The sequence below is a fragment of the Staphylococcus devriesei genome (assembly GCF_002902625.1).
GTDB classification, from domain to species: domain Bacteria; phylum Bacillota; class Bacilli; order Staphylococcales; family Staphylococcaceae; genus Staphylococcus; species Staphylococcus devriesei.
The window spans coordinates 61,015-82,281 of sequence record NZ_PPRG01000002.1; the positions used below are offsets into that span (position 1 = coordinate 61,015).

General features: G+C 33.6%; 20 protein-coding genes. 5 read left to right on the top strand and 15 right to left on the bottom strand.

From position 1 onward, the window contains the following. Positions 1-3 precede the first annotated feature (3 nt). A complete protein-coding gene (locus CD147_RS00400; protein WP_103165488.1) occupies positions 4-1,884 on the bottom strand; it encodes an ABC-F family ATP-binding cassette domain-containing protein in 1,881 nt (626 codons plus the stop codon). A 118-nt stretch (positions 1,885-2,002) separates the two neighbouring features. Here CD147_RS00400 and CD147_RS00405 point away from each other — a divergent pair, with 118 nt between their 5' ends. Then, positions 2,003-2,821: a ZIP family metal transporter gene (locus CD147_RS00405; RefSeq protein WP_103165489.1), complete on the top strand. Its 819-nt coding sequence runs from the start codon at positions 2,003-2,005 to the stop codon at positions 2,819-2,821. A gap of 130 nt (positions 2,822-2,951) precedes the next feature. On the opposite strand, the gene ltaS is transcribed toward CD147_RS00405, so the two are convergent. The 7 genes from ltaS to CD147_RS00440 all read right to left on the bottom strand — a co-directional run bounded on the left by ltaS (position 2,952) and on the right by CD147_RS00440 (position 9,827). After that, positions 2,952-4,889 (bottom strand): polyglycerol-phosphate lipoteichoic acid synthase LtaS, encoded by a 1,938-nt coding sequence (gene ltaS, locus CD147_RS00410; RefSeq protein ID WP_103165490.1) that lies wholly within the window; start codon positions 4,887-4,889, stop codon positions 2,952-2,954. Positions 4,890-5,422: 533 nt separating this feature from the next. Beyond that, a complete protein-coding gene (locus CD147_RS00415) occupies positions 5,423-6,427 on the bottom strand; it encodes a 5-oxoprolinase subunit C family protein (protein ID WP_103165491.1) in 1,005 nt (334 codons plus the stop codon). After that, positions 6,424-7,131 carry a 5-oxoprolinase subunit B family protein gene (locus CD147_RS00420; protein ID WP_103165492.1) on the bottom strand — a complete coding sequence of 236 codons (708 nt, stop codon included), beginning with the start codon at positions 7,129-7,131 and terminating at the stop codon, positions 6,424-6,426. Before CD147_RS00420 ends, CD147_RS00415 begins: the two co-directional genes overlap by 4 nt. Before the next feature lie 52 nt (positions 7,132-7,183). After that, the gene (locus tag CD147_RS00425) at positions 7,184-7,390 is read right to left on the bottom strand and encodes a hypothetical protein (protein ID WP_103165493.1); all 207 of its coding nucleotides are present in this window, start codon (positions 7,388-7,390) and stop codon (positions 7,184-7,186) included. Between the two features lie 108 nt (positions 7,391-7,498). After that, positions 7,499-8,107, bottom strand: a complete 609-nt coding sequence (locus tag CD147_RS00430; RefSeq protein ID WP_103165494.1) for an aminotransferase class IV — start codon at positions 8,105-8,107, stop codon at positions 7,499-7,501. Further along, positions 8,108-9,250 carry an anthranilate synthase component I family protein gene (locus tag CD147_RS00435; RefSeq protein ID WP_103165495.1) on the bottom strand — a complete coding sequence of 381 codons (1,143 nt, stop codon included), beginning with the start codon at positions 9,248-9,250 and terminating at the stop codon, positions 8,108-8,110. It abuts the gene before it with no gap. Beyond that, on the bottom strand, positions 9,234-9,827 hold the full coding sequence (locus CD147_RS00440; protein WP_103165496.1) for an anthranilate synthase component II: 594 nt from the start codon (positions 9,825-9,827) through the stop codon (positions 9,234-9,236). The genes CD147_RS00435 and CD147_RS00440 overlap by 17 nt, the downstream gene beginning before the upstream one ends. A 365-nt stretch (positions 9,828-10,192) precedes the next feature. Here CD147_RS00440 and queC point away from each other — a divergent pair, with 365 nt between their 5' ends. The 4 genes from queC to CD147_RS00460 all read left to right on the top strand — a co-directional run bounded on the left by queC (position 10,193) and on the right by CD147_RS00460 (position 12,716). After that, on the top strand, positions 10,193-10,864 hold the full coding sequence (gene queC, locus CD147_RS00445; protein ID WP_103165497.1) for a 7-cyano-7-deazaguanine synthase QueC: 672 nt from the start codon (positions 10,193-10,195) through the stop codon (positions 10,862-10,864). Between the two features lies 1 nt (position 10,865). Next, on the top strand, positions 10,866-11,285 hold the full coding sequence (gene queD / locus CD147_RS00450; RefSeq protein ID WP_103165498.1) for a 6-carboxytetrahydropterin synthase QueD: 420 nt from the start codon (positions 10,866-10,868) through the stop codon (positions 11,283-11,285). Continuing rightward, positions 11,285-12,001: a 7-carboxy-7-deazaguanine synthase QueE gene (queE, locus tag CD147_RS00455; protein ID WP_103165499.1), complete on the top strand. Its 717-nt coding sequence runs from the start codon at positions 11,285-11,287 to the stop codon at positions 11,999-12,001. Before queD ends, queE begins: the two co-directional genes overlap by 1 nt. Positions 12,002-12,104: 103 nt before the next feature. Continuing rightward, on the top strand, positions 12,105-12,716 hold the full coding sequence (locus CD147_RS00460; protein WP_103165500.1) for a hypothetical protein: 612 nt from the start codon (positions 12,105-12,107) through the stop codon (positions 12,714-12,716). 390 nt (positions 12,717-13,106) lie between these two features. Here the strand turns inward: CD147_RS00460 and CD147_RS00465 are convergent, their stop codons facing one another. The 7 genes from CD147_RS00465 to ybaK all read right to left on the bottom strand — a co-directional run bounded on the left by CD147_RS00465 (position 13,107) and on the right by ybaK (position 21,251). Beyond that, positions 13,107-14,099 carry a glycosyltransferase family 2 protein gene (locus CD147_RS00465; protein ID WP_103165501.1) on the bottom strand — a complete coding sequence of 331 codons (993 nt, stop codon included), beginning with the start codon at positions 14,097-14,099 and terminating at the stop codon, positions 13,107-13,109. A gap of 160 nt (positions 14,100-14,259) precedes the next feature. After that, complete coding sequence (locus tag CD147_RS00470; RefSeq protein ID WP_103165502.1) at positions 14,260-15,099, bottom strand: aldo/keto reductase; 840 nt, start codon at positions 15,097-15,099, stop codon at positions 14,260-14,262. Between the two features lie 98 nt (positions 15,100-15,197). Then, entirely contained in the window at positions 15,198-16,574 is a 1,377-nt protein-coding gene (locus CD147_RS00475) for a hemolysin family protein (protein ID WP_103165503.1), read from the bottom strand. A gap of 383 nt (positions 16,575-16,957) precedes the next feature. Then, positions 16,958-18,919, bottom strand: a complete 1,962-nt coding sequence (locus CD147_RS00480; protein ID WP_103165504.1) for a PTS fructose transporter subunit IIABC — start codon at positions 18,917-18,919, stop codon at positions 16,958-16,960. Positions 18,920-18,924: 5 nt separating this feature from the next. Next, the gene (gene pfkB, locus CD147_RS00485; protein ID WP_103165505.1) at positions 18,925-19,845 is read right to left on the bottom strand and encodes a 1-phosphofructokinase; all 921 of its coding nucleotides are present in this window, start codon (positions 19,843-19,845) and stop codon (positions 18,925-18,927) included. Beyond that, complete coding sequence (locus CD147_RS00490) at positions 19,842-20,603, bottom strand: DeoR/GlpR family DNA-binding transcription regulator (protein ID WP_103165506.1); 762 nt, start codon at positions 20,601-20,603, stop codon at positions 19,842-19,844. The genes pfkB and CD147_RS00490 overlap by 4 nt, the downstream gene beginning before the upstream one ends. 168 nt (positions 20,604-20,771) lie before the next feature. Further along, positions 20,772-21,251, bottom strand: a complete 480-nt coding sequence (ybaK, locus tag CD147_RS00495) for a Cys-tRNA(Pro) deacylase (RefSeq protein WP_103165507.1) — start codon at positions 21,249-21,251, stop codon at positions 20,772-20,774. Positions 21,252-21,267 lie beyond the last annotated feature (16 nt).

Here is a 21,267-nt window from a genome sequence, read left to right on the forward strand (position 1 = left end):
CCCTTATTGCTCTTTTAGTTCTTCCAGTTCACTCCATCTCGTGATGTCTATATCATATGTTTGTTCCAGTTGTTCTTTTTCTTCATTTAATTCTTTAATTTTTGCATAATCAGCGCTTGCTTCTATCATTTCTTCCTCGATTTGTTCTAAGCGTTGTTCAGTCGTTTCAATTCGAGTCATTAGTGTTTCATACTCACGCTTTTCTTTATAAGATAAACCAGATTTTTTACGTGTCGGTGCTTTAGTTTTAGGTTGTTGCGCTTGTTTTTCACGCATTTGTTGTTTATCTTGCTCTTTTTTATAAGCTTCATAATCTTCAAATGCACCTACGATACGTTCCATTTTGCCATCGTGAATATACCAATATTCTTGCGCCACTTTGTTTAAGAAATAGCGATCATGGCTCACCGTAATAACCGCACCACCGAATGTGCTAATATAATCTTCTAAAATAGTTAACGTTTCTGTGTCTAAATCATTTGTAGGTTCATCAAGTAATAATACATTGGGTTGGTGAACTAACAATCTTAATAAATAGAGACGTTTCTGTTCGCCACCAGATAACTTATAAATTTTCTTTCCATGTGTTGAACTAGGGAATAGAAAACGTTCTAATAATTGCGTAACTGAAATTGACGTCCCATCTTTCTCTTTCGCAACTTCACTTTCTTCTCTTAAGTAATCAATCATTCGAATATCTCTATCAAGCGTATCCTCAGTTTGCTTAAAGTAAGCCACTTTAACCGTTTGTCCCGTCTTTAGTACACCTGTATAGTCAGTATCTTCGCCACTTAAAATATTGAGCAATGTAGTTTTACCAGCGCCATTGGGCCCTACAATTCCAATACGTTGGCCACTTTGAATAATTTCAGTAATATCTTCAAATAATGTTTTCTGATTAATTACTTTAGTTAAATGTTCAAATTCAAAAACTTGTTTGCCTAATCTTGAATACGCAAGATTCAATTGTCCCTTATCTTGAGTTTGTTGAGATTGAACTTCAGACTCTAAATTATTAAAACGATTAATTCGAGCTTGTTGTTTAGTTGTTCTAGCTTTTGCTCCTGCTCGCATCCATGCTAGTTCTTGTTTATATAAAGCCTTTTGCTTTTCTTGTTGTTTTTGTTCAATCATTTCGTTCTCTGCTCTCATAGCAATATAATCTTCGTAATTACCCGGATATGAGGTTAGCTTACCTCTATCTAATTCAATTATCCGACTTGCTACTTCATTTAAAAAGTAACGATCATGGGTTACGAATAATACAGTGTGAGGATATTGCTTAACATAATTGATTAACCAATTAATTGACTCGAAATCAAGATGGTTCGTAGGCTCATCTAATAAGAGTAAATCCGGTTGCTCAATAAGTGTTTTAGCTAACACTATACGCTTTTGTTGCCCACCAGAGAGTTCGCTTATCTTCTTGGTCGTATCATTGATGCCTAATTTAGATAGAATTGTTTTAATTTCAGCATTATAATCCCATGCATTATGTTGATCCATAGCTTCTTGTGCTTCCATCATTTTTTGAAAATGATGGTCATCTTGTTGTAGCGCATATGTATTTACTGCTTCTTCATACGCTTTAATAACACGTAATGTTGTCGTCTCTGAACTTAATACGGCTTGAAATACTGTCATCTCACCGTCTAAGTCTTGTTTCTGAGAAGAATAACGAATGCGGTACTGGTTAGGATGGGTAATATCTGCAGTGTAGTCATCGTCAATATTACCAATCACTTTTAGCAAAGTACTCTTCCCTGTACCATTAATGCCGACTAGTCCTATTTTCTCGTGTTCAGAAATAGAGAGACTTAAATCATCAAAAATGATTTTATCTGCATACGATTTATTCAAATGCTCAATTTTATACGCTTCCATTCTTCTACTTCCTTTTTGTATCGAAATATCGAAATTTCAAAATATTTCTGATAAGCTTAAATCAGTTCTATATATTATACACCTTTTTAAGGCTAAATGATACAAGGAGAATAGAGATATGATAGACTTTTTTGAACATTTACCCCCTTATTTACAGACACTTATTGCCGGCATAATAACCTGGCTTTTAACTGCTTTAGGTGCGGCAGGAGTATTTGTATTTAAATCTGTAAATGAAAAGATTTTAACTTCTATGCAAGGTTTTGCTGCAGGCATTATGATTGCTGCCAGTTTCTGGTCTTTATTACAACCCTCTCTTGAATATAGTAAAGATGGCCCACTCCCTGCTTGGTTACCCACAGCTACCGGCTTTTTATTCGGCGGTATTTTTATTCGAGTGCTTGATTCAGTTATTCCACATATCCACCAAAAAATTGGTGATAAGAGTCAATATCGAGAAGGCGTTAAAACATCCTTAAACAAGAATACTTTACTCGTTTTAGCTATTACACTACACAATATTCCTGAAGGTTTATCTATTGGTGTAGCGTTCGGTGGTATCGCAACTGGAAATAATCAGGCAACATTTCTTGGTGCCTTGGGCTTAGCTATTGGTATTGGCATACAAAACATTCCTGAGGGTGCAGCCTTATCTATGCCAATTAGAGCTGCCGGCGCTTCTCGTTGGAAAGCCTTTAATTACGGACAAGCTTCAGCGATTGTCGAGCCTATCTTTGCGACAATTGGGGCAGCATTAATTATATTTATCACACCCGTCTTGCCTTATGCTTTAGCATTTGCTGCCGGTGCTATGATATTTGTGGTCGTTGAAGAGCTTATTCCAGATTCACAATCAGGGGACAATACAGATTTAGCCACTTTAAGTTTAATGCTAGGTTTTACTATTATGATGATTTTAGATGTAGCACTTGGCTAAAATAAAAATTTGAGTTAATCATATTTCAATTTCAACAAATCAATTTTAAACTTCTAAAACGTAAAACTCCCTTCAAAGTTTTCATCTCTAACTGTCAACTTTGAAGGGAGTTTCCTATTGTTTTATTATTCTATTTTTGATTGCCGTGAGGGCCAGTTTTATATTCATATTTAGATGGATTTACTTTTTTGAAATCAGGATTGTTGTAGAATCTGAATAAGTCACCATTTAAAACATTGTCACTCATTTCTAAATCTTTTTCCACCTGTTTTTTATTCTTTTCAAGATCTTTTGGCGGCGTTTCTAATAATTCATTTGTTTTATTAGAATACGCTTTGCCATTAACGTATTTGTATCCTTTAGTAATGAAATCACCATTACGGAATGGGACCAAATCGTTATGATCTTTAGATAACATGTCTGTACCAAACATCAAATAATTTTTAGAGTCAATGCCTGCTAAATGTAAAATCGTTGGCATAACATCCATCTGTCCAGCGTAAGTTTTATCTACGGTACCTTCTTTACCAGGAATTTTTAGCCAGAAACCAGTACGGTTTAAGTCCATAAATTTAGCTGGGGTAATCTTTTCACCTAGTAATTTTTCCATTGCATTATTATGATTTTCAGAAATACCATAATGGTCACCGTAAATCATTATAACTGAATCATCATATAGACCTTTTTTCTTAAGATCAGTCACATATTCTTCTAATGCTTGGTCAAGATAATGTGCAGTTTGAATATAACCGTCCACTGTTGAATCACCAGTATTTGGTTTGTCAATATCAGCATCTTTTGCATCTAATGTGAAAGGATAATGGTTAGTTAATGTAATCATGTGTGAATAGAATGGCTCTTTCATCTTAGATTGATAATCGGCAGACGCTTTAAAGAATGGTTTATCTTTTAATCCTAAGTTAACGATATTATCATCTGACATGTCGTAGTAAGTCGCGTCATAGAATTTATCAATACCAAATTGTTTGTAAATTTGGTCACGATTCCAGAATGTTTTATAGTCACCATGCATAACATTAGATGTGTACCCTTGTTTTTGATCTAAGATGGCAGGTAATGATTGATACGTATTGTCACCTTTTAATGAGTAAGCAGAGCCTTGTGGTAAACCATAAAGGCTGTTATCCATTGTAAATTCGGCATCTGATGTTTTACCTTGCCCAGTTTGGTGGAAGAAGTTTGGATAATATCTGAACTCTTCGTTACCAGTTGATAGTTTATTTAAGAAAGGTGTGACTTCTTTACCATTTACTTTTTTATTAATTAAGAAAGTTTGGAAACTTTCTAAATGTATTTTAATAATATTTTTCTTCTTACCTGCACCATAATATTCTGGATTAGGTGTTGTATTTTTCTGTTTCGTATAATTTAATACTTTAGTTAAATCATCTTCTGAAGCTAATGCTTTCTGTTGATTATTTTGAATTGTTTTAACGCCATCATAGACTGTGAAATTGTAAGGGCCTAAGTATTTAACCAAGTATTTATGGTCAAATGTGCGTGTCAATAATTCAGGACGATCTGTTTCAGCAAATGCTAAATTCAAGAAGAATAAAGCTACAGATGCCGCCATTACCACTGGCACAAACTTTTTACTAAACACTCGTTTATCTAACCAGCTACTTTTGAAAATTAAAACAAATAGATAAACAATAGTATCTAAGAAATAAACAAAGTCATACCATTTGAAAGATGCGCCTAAAGCACCTCCCATTGATTCAACGTTGCTCGCTTGATTAAGCGTACTAAATGTTAAAAAGTCTGAGAAAAATCTAAAATAAACTACATTCGCATATAGTAAAAAGGTAAGTAAAAATCCCCCAATAAAGATAAACCAATATGCTTTTTTACCTTTGAAAAATAGGAATACACTTAAAATAAGTGCAATTAAACTATATGGATTCATCAGTAGGATTAAGTTTTGAACTAGTCCTTTAACACCCAAAGAAAAATCAACATAGTATGAAAAATACGTCTTAAGTGTAACTGTGATTACAGTTAATAAGAAGAACGCAAAAAGACTTATTTTCTTTTTGTGTAAACTCATGTATGTTTCCTCCGTTTATAGTTATTCAACTTTGAAAAAATGTTAAAGACTTTATAGACTTGAACACTTACTCAAATATGACCGTTATGCAAGTACTAACTAATAATTTTTTATTTTTCTATTAAAATTTGCTCGAGAAGTAATTACACACATAAACATAGGATGAACTATTATTCTTGAACAATTGTTTAATTTAATCATTAAACTAGAGCTAGTGCTATCTTATGTATGATAAATTGAATACTATTCTTTTCGATTACTAATTAATTATTAAGAAATAATTAAAATTGTAATGTTACTGTAATAATTTCTCATAGTTCAATATATAAATATATAGTATTTTTACTCATTTATCAAGAAAAAGCACTATCTATAACTGAATAATTGTATTATTAACTTTATTATAAGCTCATCGAACTTTATCATTTGATTAATATATTATATCTTGTTGTAACTACGATTTAATCGGACTATAGTCCCACGATAGAAATTTATAGTTACTCAACACTTTCAATATCTTCTTTGATATTTTACTATTTCATCATTTCTAATTGCATTCTAAACTCAATTCCATGAAATAATTGGTTCGTCCAGTTACTAAATTTAACTAAATTCTTTTCAGCAGTTTCAATATCAATGAATTGGAACTTTAATCGAGAGCCTTGAGGTTTTTGCGCCAACTTAGTTAAATGGTAGCTTGCTATAGTGCCAATCTGCGGATAGCTTCCAATAGTATAATGATCATTTAATAACACAATAGGCGTGCCATCACGCTTAACTTGAATCGTTCCTTTTTTTACTGGTTGATGAGCTGGCATATCTTCGTAATAAGCTTTAATCTTTTCACCATCTAATAACATGCCCACACGGTTAGATTTATTAGTAACTTTATAATCGCCTCTTATAAAATGAGCTTTCGTTTCATCATCAAAATCTTCAGTACCTTTGTTCTCTATAACATGAAAGACATCTGAAATATAATTGAATGATAAAGCGTAGCCATCAATTCCCCAATCAGTAGTATGTTTATCCGCCAAGTTCTTAAATAATTTGTGATGACGTTTTGTGTAATCACGTTTCATTTCAACTACATCACCATTATTTAATTTACGTCCATGAAAACCACCAATTCCAACTTTTAAATCTGTTGAAGTAGAGTCGAGCCAAGTGTCTAATTTGAATCCCCCACCTACAGCAAGATAGACACGAGACGTTTTATTTGTTTCTTCGAACGATAAAACGTCCCCTTCTTCTAATAAGTATAATTTATATGGCTTTATTTTCATATTTTGAGTAGAAGCTTTAAAATTACTTCCCGTTAGTGCGATTAACGTCGGTTCAGTAAATCGAATTCTAGCCATAATATGAGTCATTTCGAGTGTGGCTTCGTTCTTATCATTCGCTACCAATCGATTAGCAATTTCGTGACCTAACGTATCTAACGCACCACATGGAATCACTCCAGTGTATGCATACCCATGACGTCCGAAATCTTGAAAGCTACTAAATAATCCTGCTCTTTCTATTATGATAGTCATGATTTATAATCTCCTAATTCAATATCTTTTCGCCCCTGAGGTTTAAAAGTAACACTATCCCCTAATTTTAATAAGTTGAATTCTTCTTTATCAGGTGAAAATAATTCTAAAGGTGTGTAGCCTATAACTAACCAATCATTATATGTATCAGTTGTTACGATACCACATTTTTTCCCTTCGATAATCACCGAGCCGGCAGGAACTAACTTTTTCTCATCACATGTATGGTTAACATATAGCTTGTCATTCATACCAGTTAAATATGGAAACCCTGGTAAATAACCCATCATAGAGACAAAATAAGACGTTTCCGAATGTAATTGAATAAATGCTTCTTTCGTTAGTTGATAGTAGTCTAGAAGTTGTTCTAAATCAGGTCCAAATTCATCACCATAGATGATTGGGATGTTGTAAGTCGTACTATCTTCTTTAACTGTATCTTGGTTGCGTAATTCTTGATAAATTGAATGGATTAAATCCTTCATATATTGAAAAGGTGACGTAATATGATGATGTTTAATCATGTCTCTAGCATTATAAGTAATCATCATATCTGATTCAGTTGGCACAATTTCAGTAATAAATGGTAAATCTTTGTTTAATAAGTGAGAACGTAAAGCGATTAAATCTCTTGTGACATTTTTAGAAACATCTTTCTCCATCGAAATAATTATTGCTTTGTCTCCTTGGCTATAAATCTTCATAACGCCACCTCATAAATTCCTTTATTTTAATACATCTACAAACTTAAACTGTTTAGTGATGATAAAATATATTTAAAAATTCAACAACATACGGCATTGTTGAGCTAATTAAGGCATATACTAATACACATTGACTAAGTACGATAAAAGTCGTAATGATACGTGCTTTTATCACCTTATCTTTCTTCAAACATCCTTTTGCTAGACGCTTACCTAAATAATTCACTGTAATGATAATAATTAACCATAGTATCGCCATAACCCGCTCCGTTAGTTGTTTGTTTTAAGTAAGACTAAGACAACAATATATTACGCCCTTAAGGAATCGATCAATAGTGCCTCAACCTTCTATTCTTCCAACTATATTTTAAAGATAAATAGCTACATCGGCAACCTCTCGCAAACTATTTAACAGATAAACACGAATGTCACCCTTCTTTAGTTTACTAATTAACTCATCTTTACTATAGTCCTTGATTTCTAATTTCCCTTGTTTTATAAGGCTTTCACGCATGCATCCTAGCAAGAAATCGTTTTGATAACTTGGCGTATAATAATGTCCTTGTTCTTCAATCATAATATTTCCAATATCAAATTCGAGAATTTTCCCTTCATTATTATACAACAACACTAAATCTGTAACATGACTATGTTCTAAATGTTGACGTGCACTCGTTTTATTTATAATAAACGATTGTGGAGACGTTGTATTCATAAGCTTTAATTTAGCTGTAAAGCTTGTTTTTTCAGTTAATAGTTTTATAACATGTGTGAAATTTCCATTTTCATCTAACATGACTTTTAATCGATATACTTCATCACTGTATTGATGCTTGATTTGTTCAACATATTGAATCCATTGTTCTTTTGAAAATGAATATCCTAGACGTTGAGATGAACGTTGTAATCGATTCGTATGATATTCAAATCTTGGTATCACTCCATGATCAAGACGCATTGTTTCAAATAATACCATTTATAGCATCTCCAATATCTTTGTTTTATCACGAAATTCTTGCACTTCATTTTCAGGAATTGAATCAATAGTGATACCAGCGCCTACGCCATAAAGCACTCTGTTATTGCGATATTCCAATGTGCGAATCGGAATATTAAATATCATTTTTTGATCAGGTAATAAAAGTCCAATAGTACCACAGTATATATGCCGAGGTCCGATTTCAAGTTGTTTTATATAAGACATAGTATTTAACTTAGGAGCCCCAGTAATAGAACCACAAGGGAATAGCGCTTGTAAGATAGTATCCAAAGAAGTTGATGTAGGTAATTGGCCAGTAACCATACTCGTCATTTGATAAACCGTTTTATATGTTTCTATAAAGAAAGGTCTATAGACTTTTACCGTCCCACTGTGAGAAATTCTTGAAATATCGTTACGCAATAAATCTACAATCATGACATTTTCAGCACGGTCTTTTAAAGAGTGTTGTAATGCATTATAATTCTCGATATCTTCTTGAACATCATTACCACGAGGCATCGTCCCTTTCATCGGCTTACTTACAATAACATTTGCTTTATTATCAAAGTCTCCTTTTTGGAAAAAGAGTTCGGGCGAAACGGAAGCAACATTCACTTCTTCAGTTTCTAATAATGCCGTATACCCCCCATTATTCGTTTGAGTTAAATAATCGTATAGTGCTGATATCGGATAGTGGATATCACTTTCTAAGCGCGTCGTATAATTAACCTGATACGTTTCTCCTTCCACAATGGCTGCTTGTACTTGTTTTATTTTCTCAATCATTTGTAAATCACTTTCTTGAAACTGAAAATGATGTTGCGGCACATAATTTGTTATATGTTTTTTATTAGGAATATAAGTCATATGTTGCTCAAAGCTATAGGCCACCGCAATTAAACCGTTATGTTCATTATGTATTTGCATATCCTCATTAAAATAAGGTGCCGCTTCATACGTAAGATACAAAGCGACGTAGCGCCCACTACTTTGTTCTTTTTGTGCAAAATAAATAACATCTTCAACTTGTTCAAGTGAATTTGCTACAGCTTTTGCATAATAGTTATTAAATCCAAGTTGGTAAGTGTGGTAGTCATCAGGAGACGTATAATATCGATAATTAAACGTAATATTCATTTACTTGCCCCACTTTCATTATAAAATGTCGTAATTGTTCATGCCCGTATTCACTAAGTATCGATTCGGGATGATATTGCACACCATAAATAGGAAAGGTTTCATGTTCAACTGCCATAATAATATCTTCGGTATTACGTGCCGTTACGCGTAACAAGGTGGGCAAGCTGTTACTTTCTGCCATTAGAGAATGATATCGCATCACTTTAAAATTTTGCGGTAAATCTTTGAAGATTCCCATTTCATTATGTATTAAAGGGGTCGTATGACCGTGAACTGGTTTCTTTCCATGAATAATCTTACCACCATAGTATTCATATATAAGTTGGAATCCTAGACATACTCCTAAAATAGGAACTTTCGTAGCATACTCATCCATAATTTCACTTAATATCGGATAGTCGCTCGGCTTACCAGGCCCTGGAGAAATAACAATGGCCTCAATGTCTAGCGCATTTAACTCTTCTATAGTAATACCATCTACATCAAAGACGTGAACTGGCTTCTCCGTCTCGGTTTTTATGTAATCTATTAAATTATATGTAAACGAATCTTTATTATCTATAACTATAATCATTCTAGGACGCTCCAAATCTCATTTAATTACATCTTCTCTAACAATATTATAATAATTATTAATTTAAAAATGTAAGGGTTTACCTTTTTAAATAACTGATATAACACTTGATTTTATAGGGTTATTGTATTACTCTAACAAACGTACAAAATTAATCGAAAGAGGTTCCTAGCTGAAACCCTCTATAAAAAACTAGACACCTATTGAAATTTGTAAATTATTTATGTCGTACATCTATAGTACAACTTATTACAATATTTCCAAGTCTATCTTTTTTATAGAGATAGGCTTTTTTATTTTGAAAATAGCTAGGTCAAATATCGGCATAGTTCTATAAATCAACCTTTTTCAAAAGGAGAATAACAATGACAAATAGTGCCTTAAATAAGGATAAAGCACTCGTAGTATTTAGTGGTGGACAGGATAGCACAACATGTCTATTTTACGCTAAAAAACATTTTAAAGAAGTAGAACTTGTAACATTTAATTATGGACAACGTCATGATACAGAAATTGAAGTTGCGACTAAAATAGCTAAAGAGCAAGATTTAAAACATCATGTTTTAGATATGTCATTATTATCACAATTAACACCAAATGCTTTAACACAACATGACATGGATATCGAAACGGGCGACGATGGTATTCCTAACACTTTCGTACCTGCACGCAACTTACTATTCTTATCATTTGCCGGAGCTTTAGCTTATCAACTTAATGCAAAACATATTATTACCGGCGTTTGTGAAACAGATTTTTCAGGCTATCCAGATTGTCGTGATAGTTTCATTAAATCAATGAATGTCACACTTAGTCTATCTATGGATAAGGACTTTGTGATTCATACTCCACTTATGTGGTTAGACAAAGCGCAAACTTGGGAATTGAGTGATGAATTAGGCGTATTAGACTATATTCGTCATCATACTTTAACATGTTACAACGGCATCATTGGTGATGGCTGTGGAGAATGCCCTGCTTGTAAGTTACGCCAACGTGGTCTTGAAAATTATTTAGAAACTAAAGGAGCGAATTAAGATGATGCAACAACTATACCCTTCTGTAAGCCATCCTTATATTTTCGAATTAAATAAAGACTTTAATTTTTCAGCTGCTCACTATATTCCAAGTGAAGATGCAGGAAAATGTATGCGTACGCATGGTCACACTTATTTCGTAAATTTAACGATTGCAGGAGATACACTTGATCACAACGGTTTCTTGATTAATTTTAGTGAATTAAAAAAATTAATTCATGATCAATTCGACCATTACCTATTAAATGACCTTTCACATTTCAAAGGTAAAAGTCCTTCAACTGAAATCGTTGCACAAACAATCTACGAAATCGTCCAATCACATTTACAATCTTACAATAATCAACCTCAATGTGTTCAAGTTTATTTACGAGAAACGCCTACTAGTTACGTCGTGTATCGTCCTAAGGAGTATAAATAATGGCGTCTAAAATTCCAGTACTCGAAATATTTGGCCCTACCATTCAAGGTGAAGGTCGTGTCATTGGACGTAAAACAATGTTTGTCAGAACGGCAGGATGTGACTATAGATGTAGCTGGTGTGACTCAGCTTTCACATGGGATGGCAGCGCGAAAGACGACATCCAACTCATGACTGCTGAAGACATTTATCATCAATTACGTGAAGTTGGTGGCGATCAGTTCGACCATGTTACGATTTCAGGAGGTAATCCGGCCTTAATCAAAGGGATTCAAGATTTAGTAGATTTATTTGAAGAAAAGAATATTTATACCGCGTTAGAAACGCAAGGAAGTAAATTCCAACCTTGGATGACTCAGATTAATGACTTAACAATAAGTCCTAAGCCACCAAGTTCTAACATGAAACCTAACTTAGAAATATTAGATTCCGTTATAGAACAATGCGTCCAAGATTCACTTAATTTAAAAGTTGTTATTTTTAATGATGACGATTATGAATTTGCTAAAATGATTCATCATCGTTACCCACATCTGCCTTTCTACTTACAGGTTGGGAATCCTTACTTAGATGATAGCGTGGCTAATCATACTGAAAAATTGTTAGCTCGATATGAATCATTGGTAGATACAGTGATGCAAAGTAGCGATATGAATCATGTATATGTGCTACCTCAATTACACACGTTATTATGGAGTAATAAAAAAGGAGTTTAACTGTATATTATAATAAAAAAATATTTGTTAAGTGTTTTGAAATGATTAAGTTTGTTTTAATTGCTATAATATTCTAATGAACTAAGTGTGATAGGAGTACAGCATGATTATATATGTATTAATAAATATTGCCGTTGTACTAGGCATTCTCGGGTTTGACCTATATCGACAACGTTTCAAGCAACTTAAGTTTAGCTCCGTACTAATCGCTATTACAATTAATGCTTTTATTAACATTATGGTAATAGAGAAATTTAATTTTATAACTATGTCTTCACTCGCGTTTTTTATATGTTGGTTAGGATTGCAATACTATTTAAATATTAAAAACGATTCATTTATCATTTCAGAATATAAATCAATTGCTCTTATTTTCGCGATTATTATTAGTTGTTCTTTGTTTATTACTTTTGGTTTTAGTGATAAATCTGTCTATATGTCTGTCCCTTATCTTACTCCTTCTATCTTTATTTTAGGAGCTAGCATTATATTTTTAGGCACCTTCACTAATAATGAACTTGAGAACTTTAAAATGATTAAGAAAATTAAGCATCCTATTATTATAGGACATTTAATTATTATTATTTCTATTGTACTTTTAACAATTTTAACGCCATTTTGGTATGTTTTTTTAACCATTTATTTCTTGTTTAGTATTTATGTCGTATGGCAATTAAAACCAAAGCGCATTAATCATAAATACCATATTAAATAAGAGTATGACATCATAATTTTAACGATGTCATACTCTTATTTTAGTTCGATAATATGAGTTAAGTCATATTACGCTTTCTATATGAACCCTTATTAATTTAGTGATATTTATTAAATCACATGAAAGTGTCTTATTTTTTAAAGTGCTTTCATGCGAAATTGCACGTAACTAACGTAGTATTGTTGGCGAGACTCCTGAGGGAATAGGATGAACGTCGAGACCGTGGCTCAACATGACAGTAACCGTCTGAAATAAAGAGGCGTTCGAGTCTCACTTCCTTCATCTCTAGTCAATCTTGTCGGAGTGAAACAACGAAATCTTTGAAATTTCATTAGATTTCTGTTTCGCTTCCCTATTTTTTAGGTTTTCTATTATTAACCTTTTTAACAACTAATCAATAAATTTTTTATTTTCTTGATCTACTGTTTTAAAATCTTGATTAGGTTCTTCTAAATTCGAAGCTTGTACAATATATTTAGGACGTTCTTTCACTTCATAATAAATACGACCAATATATTCTCCTACGACGCCGATAGACATTAACTGAATTCCACCTAATAGTAACACTGCTGCTATCGTAGTAAAATAACCTGGGTTATTAATGCCATTTACCATGATACCTATCAATAAATAAAGAATATATATAATACTTAAACTAAAAATAAACATTCCAAGGTAAATCATGGCACGTAAGGGTTTATTATTAAAGGAAATTAATCCATCAATACCATAGTTTAATAGTTTAGTAAATGTCCATTTGGATTGCCCTGCTTCGCGTTCCACATTTTTATAAGTAAATATTTTCGTATTATATCCAATCCACTCAAATAACCCTTTAGAAAAACGGTTATACTCTTTTAACGATGCCATTGCCTTAACGGCACGTTGACTCAATAGCCTAAAATCGCCTACACCATCAACAAATTTAATATCTTCTACAAAGCTATTAATCAATTTGTAATACAATTTAGTCATCGTTTTTCGCGCAAAATTCTCGCCTGTACGATCACGTTTTGCGATGACTTGATCATAGCCTTGTTGATATTCTTGAATCATTTGAGGAATAAACTCAGGTGGATGTTGTAAATCTCCGTCTATCATCACCACAGCATCGCAATCGACACTATGTTGAAAACCAGCAATCATTGCTGATTCTTTTCCGAAATTTCGACTGAAAGAAATATATTTTACATGTTGGTCGACAGTAGCTAAACTTTGAATATGTTCAATCGTATTATCTTTACTACCATCATCTACGAATAAGAGATCATAGTCGTAGGCCTTAATTTTGCTATCTTTCATTAAAATTTCAGTCAATTTGTCGTAAGTCTTCCTTACAACTTCACCTTCGTTAAAACAAGGCACAATGACTCTGATTTTCATTCAATTACATCCTTTTCTACATTCTCACTATTATTTTATCAATAAATTTAATAACTATTCTACTTAAAACTATAGAATTAACAAATAATTAATATTTACTAAATAAATATATCACAATATATTTTAAATAATCACTATAATTCACAAGTATTAATAATAATTATTTTAAATCCCCAATGTTCACTTTATCTGGATCCTTACCTTGGCGGGCATTACGATTTAAACTATCTATTTCAGCTATTTCTGTTAACTCTAAATTAAAATCTAGGATATCGAAATTTTCACGAATACGAGACGGCGTTTTAGATTTAGGAATCACAACACGATTATGTGCAAGATGCCAACGTAACACGATTTGAGCTGGCGTTTTTTCATAACGTTCAGCTAACTTTGTGATCACTGGATTATCTAGCAATCCTCGATTACGCATCAAGGGCATCCAAGCGGTAACCACGATGTCATGTTTATCGCAATAATCTTGCATCTCTTGTTGATTAAAGTAAGGATGAACTTCAATTTGATTAACTTGAGGAATAATGTCTGTAGCATACATTAATTTTTCAAGATGATGCTCTTTAAAATTACATACGCCGATTGCTTTAACCTTACCTTCATGGTAAAGCTGTTCTAATGCTTTATATGATTCAATATATAAATTATCTTTCTCACAAGGCCAGTGAATTAAATATAAATCGATATAGTCTAGACCTAAACGTTCAAGGGAAGCATTAAAATAAGCTAGAGTATTGTTATACCCTTGAAAGTCATTCCATAACTTAGATGTGATAAATAAATCTTCTCGAGGTATGTCACTATTTTTCAAAGCTTTACCTAACGCTTGCTCATTACCATAAAAGTAAGCCGTATCAAATGCGCGATATCCCGCTTCTATTGCAGTTTGGACGGCGATTTCCATTTCTTCATCCGTGATTTTATATACGCCTAGCCCAACATTAGGCATAGGATATCCGTTATTTAAAATTTGAGTATCATTTACCATATTTTTCTCTCCTTATTAAAAGTTAGTTCTTCTAAAACGCTATTTATACGTACAAAAAACAAAGGCACTGAGGTTAAAGTACCCAAGTGCCCTTAATATTATTCATTCGAGTCGTTTTTATGTTTATTGTCGTTATCGTCTTCTTCATCTTCATTAGTAAATGTTGGTCTTGTTTCAATAAATTGATGTTTAAGAACAACCCAAACTAATTGATGATTATCCATTTCAGACACAATCCAACGATCATATTTAGTATCAATATGGTCTTCTACTTGTAAGTTTGTATTGTGTGCTTGTAACCAACCACCAATTGTATCTATATCTTCAGAATCTTCAAATTCGATTCCAAATTGTTCATTTAAATCATCTAATAAAACACGTCCATTAATTTGGTACGTATCTTCATCTAATTTAACGATATCGTTGACTTCATCATCGTCAAATTCATCACGAATTTCACCAACGATTTCTTCTAAAATGTCTTCCATTGTTAAAATGCCGGCAGTACCGCCATATTCGTCAATGATTAAACTGATGTGAACGTGTTCGCGTTGCATTCTGACTAATGCATCACTAATACGTGTTGTTTCAGAAATCATTGGCAATTCATGTATATAGTTGCCAACTTTAATCGGTATACCTGAAGCATATTCGGTTAAAAATTCTTTAACATTAATAAACCCTTTAATATGGTCTTTATCGCCATCTTCAGTAATTGGATAACGTGTGAACTGGTGTTCTTTAATTGTATCGAGTAATTCGTCAACGTTAAATGGTTCGTTTAGCGTTACCATTTGTGTACGTGGCACCATGATGTCTTTAGCATGTCTTTCATCAAATGAGAAAATATTTTGCATATAATTAAGTTCTGTTTGGTTAATTTCCCCACCGTTATAACTATTATTAATGATAATTTTAATCTCTTCTTCTGACATGGCATCAGTTTGAGCATCAGGATCAACGCCTAGTACTCTAATAATTACACGTGCTGAGCCATTCATTAACCAAATTAATGGTTTCATAACATTACCGAAGTAATATAATGGTCGTGCATAAGCGAGCGCTAGCTTTTCAGTATGTTGAATAGCAAGTGATTTAGGTGCTAATTCACCTAACACTACGTGTAAATATGTTACTACGATGAAAGAAATCACAAATGAGATAGTTGTCGTTAAAGCTGCAGGTAGATGTAACAAGTCAAAGATAGGATGTAATAACTTTTCAAAGGTAGGTTCACCTAACCAACCTAATCCTAAAGAAGTTACTGTGATACCTAGCTGACAAGCAGATAAGTAATAATCCAGATTGGCAATCATTTTCTTAACGATTTTAGCTCCGCCGTTACCTTCTTCAGCTAATTGTTCAATTCGTGTCGAACGAACCTTTACTAACGCAAATTCCGAACCTACGAATACTGTAGTTAAAGCAATTAATAAAAAGAATATTACTAAGTTTATTATGGTCGCTGTTTCCAATTAATTCCCTATTTCTAGGGATTCACCTCCAAATATATTGTGCCCCATATGGGTAACACGGATTTAATTCGTAATGCTTACTAACGATATAAATGCATGTTATGGCCTTCCCATTGCGACACCCCCGAAAAAATGTATTACTTTTATTTTATCATACATTAATTATAAATAGTTGAATGTAACTCTTTTAATTTAGAAGTTACAAATTAACATTTAAAACTAAGAAAGCGTATTAGTCAAGTAAGGTACAAATACATTTTAGATTATAATACGTTCCTTATACTACCCATTTCATGTAATATAATAACTCATTTTCTTTAAATCAAAAGAGAGAGGTAAGACACTTTAATATTAATGTCCTACCTCTCTAATACGAACTTTAATTATTCATCCATAGCTTCTGAAGCTTGTATTTCTTCTTTAGTAACTTTAGGTTTCAAGAAACCGTATAGAAGTGCTGGTACAATTGTACCTACGACTAATGCAAGTAACGTTTGTAAAATATGGCTAAAGTCAGTAGCAAGTATTACTATAATACCTCCGTGAGGCGCATTAATACTTGAGCCTAGGCCTAATGCGATGGCACCACCAATACCTGAACCTACCATCATTGAAGGAATCACACGAAGTGGATCGGCTGCTGCGAATGGAATCGCACCTTCTGTAATAAATGATAATCCCATTACATAGTTAGGAACGATTGAACCGCGTTGTTCTTTTGTAAATTTACGTTTGAAGATTAGCATAGCCGTCGCAATGGCTAATGATGGAATCATACCACCTATCATAGCTGCAGTAATTGGAGCGGCATTACCTTCAGTTAAAGCTGCTGTCGCAAATACATAAGCTGCTTTATTGAAAGGTCCACCCATATCAATCGCCATCATAGCTCCGATAACTAAACCTAATAACATAATGTTAGAGCCTGATAAACTGTTTAAGCCATTTAATAATAGATTATTCAACCATGCTGCTGGTGGGTTAAATGCGTAAATCATTAATAATCCTGTAATGGTTACACTTAATAATGGATATATTAATGTTGGTTTTAATCCTTCAAGTGCTTGCGGTAAACCACGTGTAATATATTTAATGCCTTGTGTTAAGTAACCTGCTAAGAAACCTGCAATAATACCACCAATAAATCCTGAACCGCCTGAAATAGCTAACATACCGCCTACTAGACCAGCTGCGAAACCTGGTTTATCAGCAATACTACGTGCAATGAAACCAGATAAAATTGGGATAATTAATGCAAAGGCGCTTTTATTACCAATATTCCATAACTGTTCTGCAAAAGCGTTATGTTCAGAACTTTTAGGGTCAAATGAGTTAGCACCGAATAAGAAGACGATAGCCATTAAGATACCACCAGCAATAACGAGTGGCAACATATTTGAAACACCGTTCATCAAGTGTTTGTAGAATGCTTTACCGAAACTTTGTTTTTCATTACTTTGGCTACCTGTTGATTTTGTGTGTTCACCACGTGCTATAAATGGTTTACGACTCGTATCAAGTGCAGTGTTAATTAATTCTTCAGGGCGTTTAATCCCGTCTGCCACTGGCACTTCTACTACGTTTTTACCATCGAAACGATCAGTTTCAACGTGAACATCCGCAGCTACTATAACGCCTGTAGCACGTTCAATATCTTGTTGCGTTAGATGATTTTTAATACCACCAGAGCCATTGGTTTCAACTTTCATTTTAACGCCCATTTTATCTGCTTGTTTTTTCAAGGCATCACGTGCCATATACGTATGAGCAATGCCTGTTGGACAAGCAGTTACCGCAAGCACATAAGGCTCATCTGAATTTGTGGCGTCCGTAGAACCAGTAGCTACATCACCTGTGGCGCTAGCTTCTTGTTCTTCTTCCTTAGTAGCTTCATCATCAGCATTATCGATAATTTGAAGTACTTCTTCAGGAGAATTAGCATGTAATAAGCTTTCTCTCACTTTATCATCCATTAAGATACCAGATAATTTAGCTAAAGCATCTAAATGAGTTTGAGCGCCACCCTCTGGAGCAGCAATCATAAAGAATAAATGAGCAGGTTGTCCATCTAAACTTTGATAGTCAACGCCTTCTTTAGATTTACCAAATGCGATAGCTGGTGACTTCACTGCAGCGACTTTCGCATGTGGAATTGCAATACCTTCTCCAATACCTGTTGTACTTTGTGATTCACGATTATGAATCGCTTCTTTAAATTGTGCAATATCGCTTAATTTACCTGCTTTATCTAATTGGTAAACCAATTCATCAATAACGCCATTTTTATCAGAAGCTGATAAATCCATAGCGATTGTATCTTTAGTTAATAATTCTGTTATTCTCATTTATTTCACTCCCCATCAAGTACTGTAATCGTTACTTGTGATTTAATTTCTTCTATATCTTCATGCGTCGCTAAATCCTCAGTGAAAGCCGTTGCCGTACCTGAAGCTACCGCTTGGCTAAATGCGTCTTCAAGTGATAATCCTGCTTCAAGTCCAGCTACCATTCCAGCAACTGTGCTATCTCCTGAACCTACTGTATTAATCACTTTGCCTTGTGGATTTTGAGCTTTAATACTACGTTGTGCATCGATATAAATAGCGCCTTCTCCACCTAATGATATAATGACGGATTGTGCACCTTCCTTTAAAATTCGGCGACCATATGTGACCACATCTTGATCCGTTTGAACTTTTATATTAAACATTTCTTCTAATTCATCTTTATTAGGTTTAATAAATAGTGGTTGATATTTTAATACTGTATTAACCAAGTCCTTTTCCGCATCGACAACTAGTCGAGCACCTGTTTGATGCGTAATTTCTGCAATTTGTGCATAAGCATCACTCGGAATACTTTTCGGAACACTACCGGCTACAATTACATTATCGTTATCAGTCGTTTGTTTAATCTTATTAAGTAACGCCTCAAATTGGGATGCTGTCACGCTTGGTCCAGGTGCATTAATTTCAGTTTCATCACCAGACTTAAGCTTAACGTTAATCCTTGTATCTTCATCTACCTTAACAAAATCAGTTTTAATATGACTTTGTTCTAATGCATTAGTAATAAAATCGCCAGGAAAGCCCCCAACAAATCCTAATGCAGTAGATTGCACACCTAATTCGTTTAATACACGTGAAACGTTGATACCTTTTCCGCCTGCAAATTTGTATGTAGCGGTCGCTCTATTTAACCCTTTAAGTTCAAACCCATCAGTAAACATGATGTAATCGATGGATGGATTGAATGTCACTGTATATATCATGACTGTCCTCCTAAAAATTGATATTTTTCTTGATATTTATTGAAAAGTTTATGAGTCGTTGCTTGTTTTGAGGTGATGATTTCTACGTGATTATCACCCATGGGTACATGTGCAAAATAGACTTCATCTAATTTTGTATGATCTAGTAACACATACGAACGATTAGCTTGCACAATTGTTTTCTCTTTAATCAAAGCTTCTTTTTCATCTGGTGTTGTCAAACCATAATTTAAATCTAATCCATTCATTCCTAGAAAAGCTTTATCAAAACAATAACGATTCATTGTAGTCAGTGCACTCGCCCCTACCGTCGCAAATGTAGTTTCTTTAACTTGACCGCCTATCATAAGCGTTTTTATTCCTTGGGCAAGCAATTTTTCAACATGTGTTAAACCATTTGTAACGACTACGACATCTCGAGCTTCAATAAATGGAATCATTTCAATGGTTGAGGAACCTGCATCCATAAAAATACAATCATGGTCTTGGATTAATTGTGCTGCTTTTTTACCAATTGCCTTCTTTTCTTTCAAATTCTTTGTTAGTTTATCTGACAAGATTGGCTCGCTATGACGATTGCCATTCAATGTTGCTCCACCGTGTACCCGTTGAAGACGTCCTAGTTGTTGAAGTTTTGATAAGTCTCTTCTGATAGTTGAAGCACTACATCCTGTTCGTTCTATTAATTCTTGAAGCGTTAAAAACTCCTTACGTTTTAATTCTTGCAGAATCAAATCATAACGTTTTTCTGAAATCATATAACCACCCCACTTCACTCCGTATTATAATGTGTACGCTTACATTTTTCAATCATAAATTATCAAAAACAATCAAAAACAATCAATTTTTAGAAAAAGGAGCGAGACAGAAACCTTTATAAAATTCCAAAGGTCCTATGTCCCGCTCCGTCAAAATGAGTTGTCCCCTTATTTTTGAATAATATCTGCTATTTGTGCTTGAGTAATATCAATTAAATCATTAACGTCCAATACAATTTGCATACCACGTTGACCGCCACTTACTATAATCTTATTAAGTGCTAAAGCTGAATCATTAAGGGTGGTTTTAAATAAATGTTTCATCCCCACTGGCGAACACCCACCTCTAATATAACCCGTAACTTGTTTTAAATTATCTAGAGGCATTAATTGTAATTTCTTTTCATTTACCACTTGGGCTGCCGCTTTCATATCAAGTGTTTCATCTACAGGAATAACAAACACATAATGATCGTGGTTCGCATTTTCGAGCACCAATGTTTTATAAACTTCTTTTACATCGGCGCCAACCATTTTCGCTACTGTGGTGCCATCCATATGTCCATTACCTACTTCATACGTATTTACTTCGTATTTAATCTTCGCTCTATCAAGCATACGCATAGCATTGGTTTTCTTATGTTTCATACGCTATCACCTCATT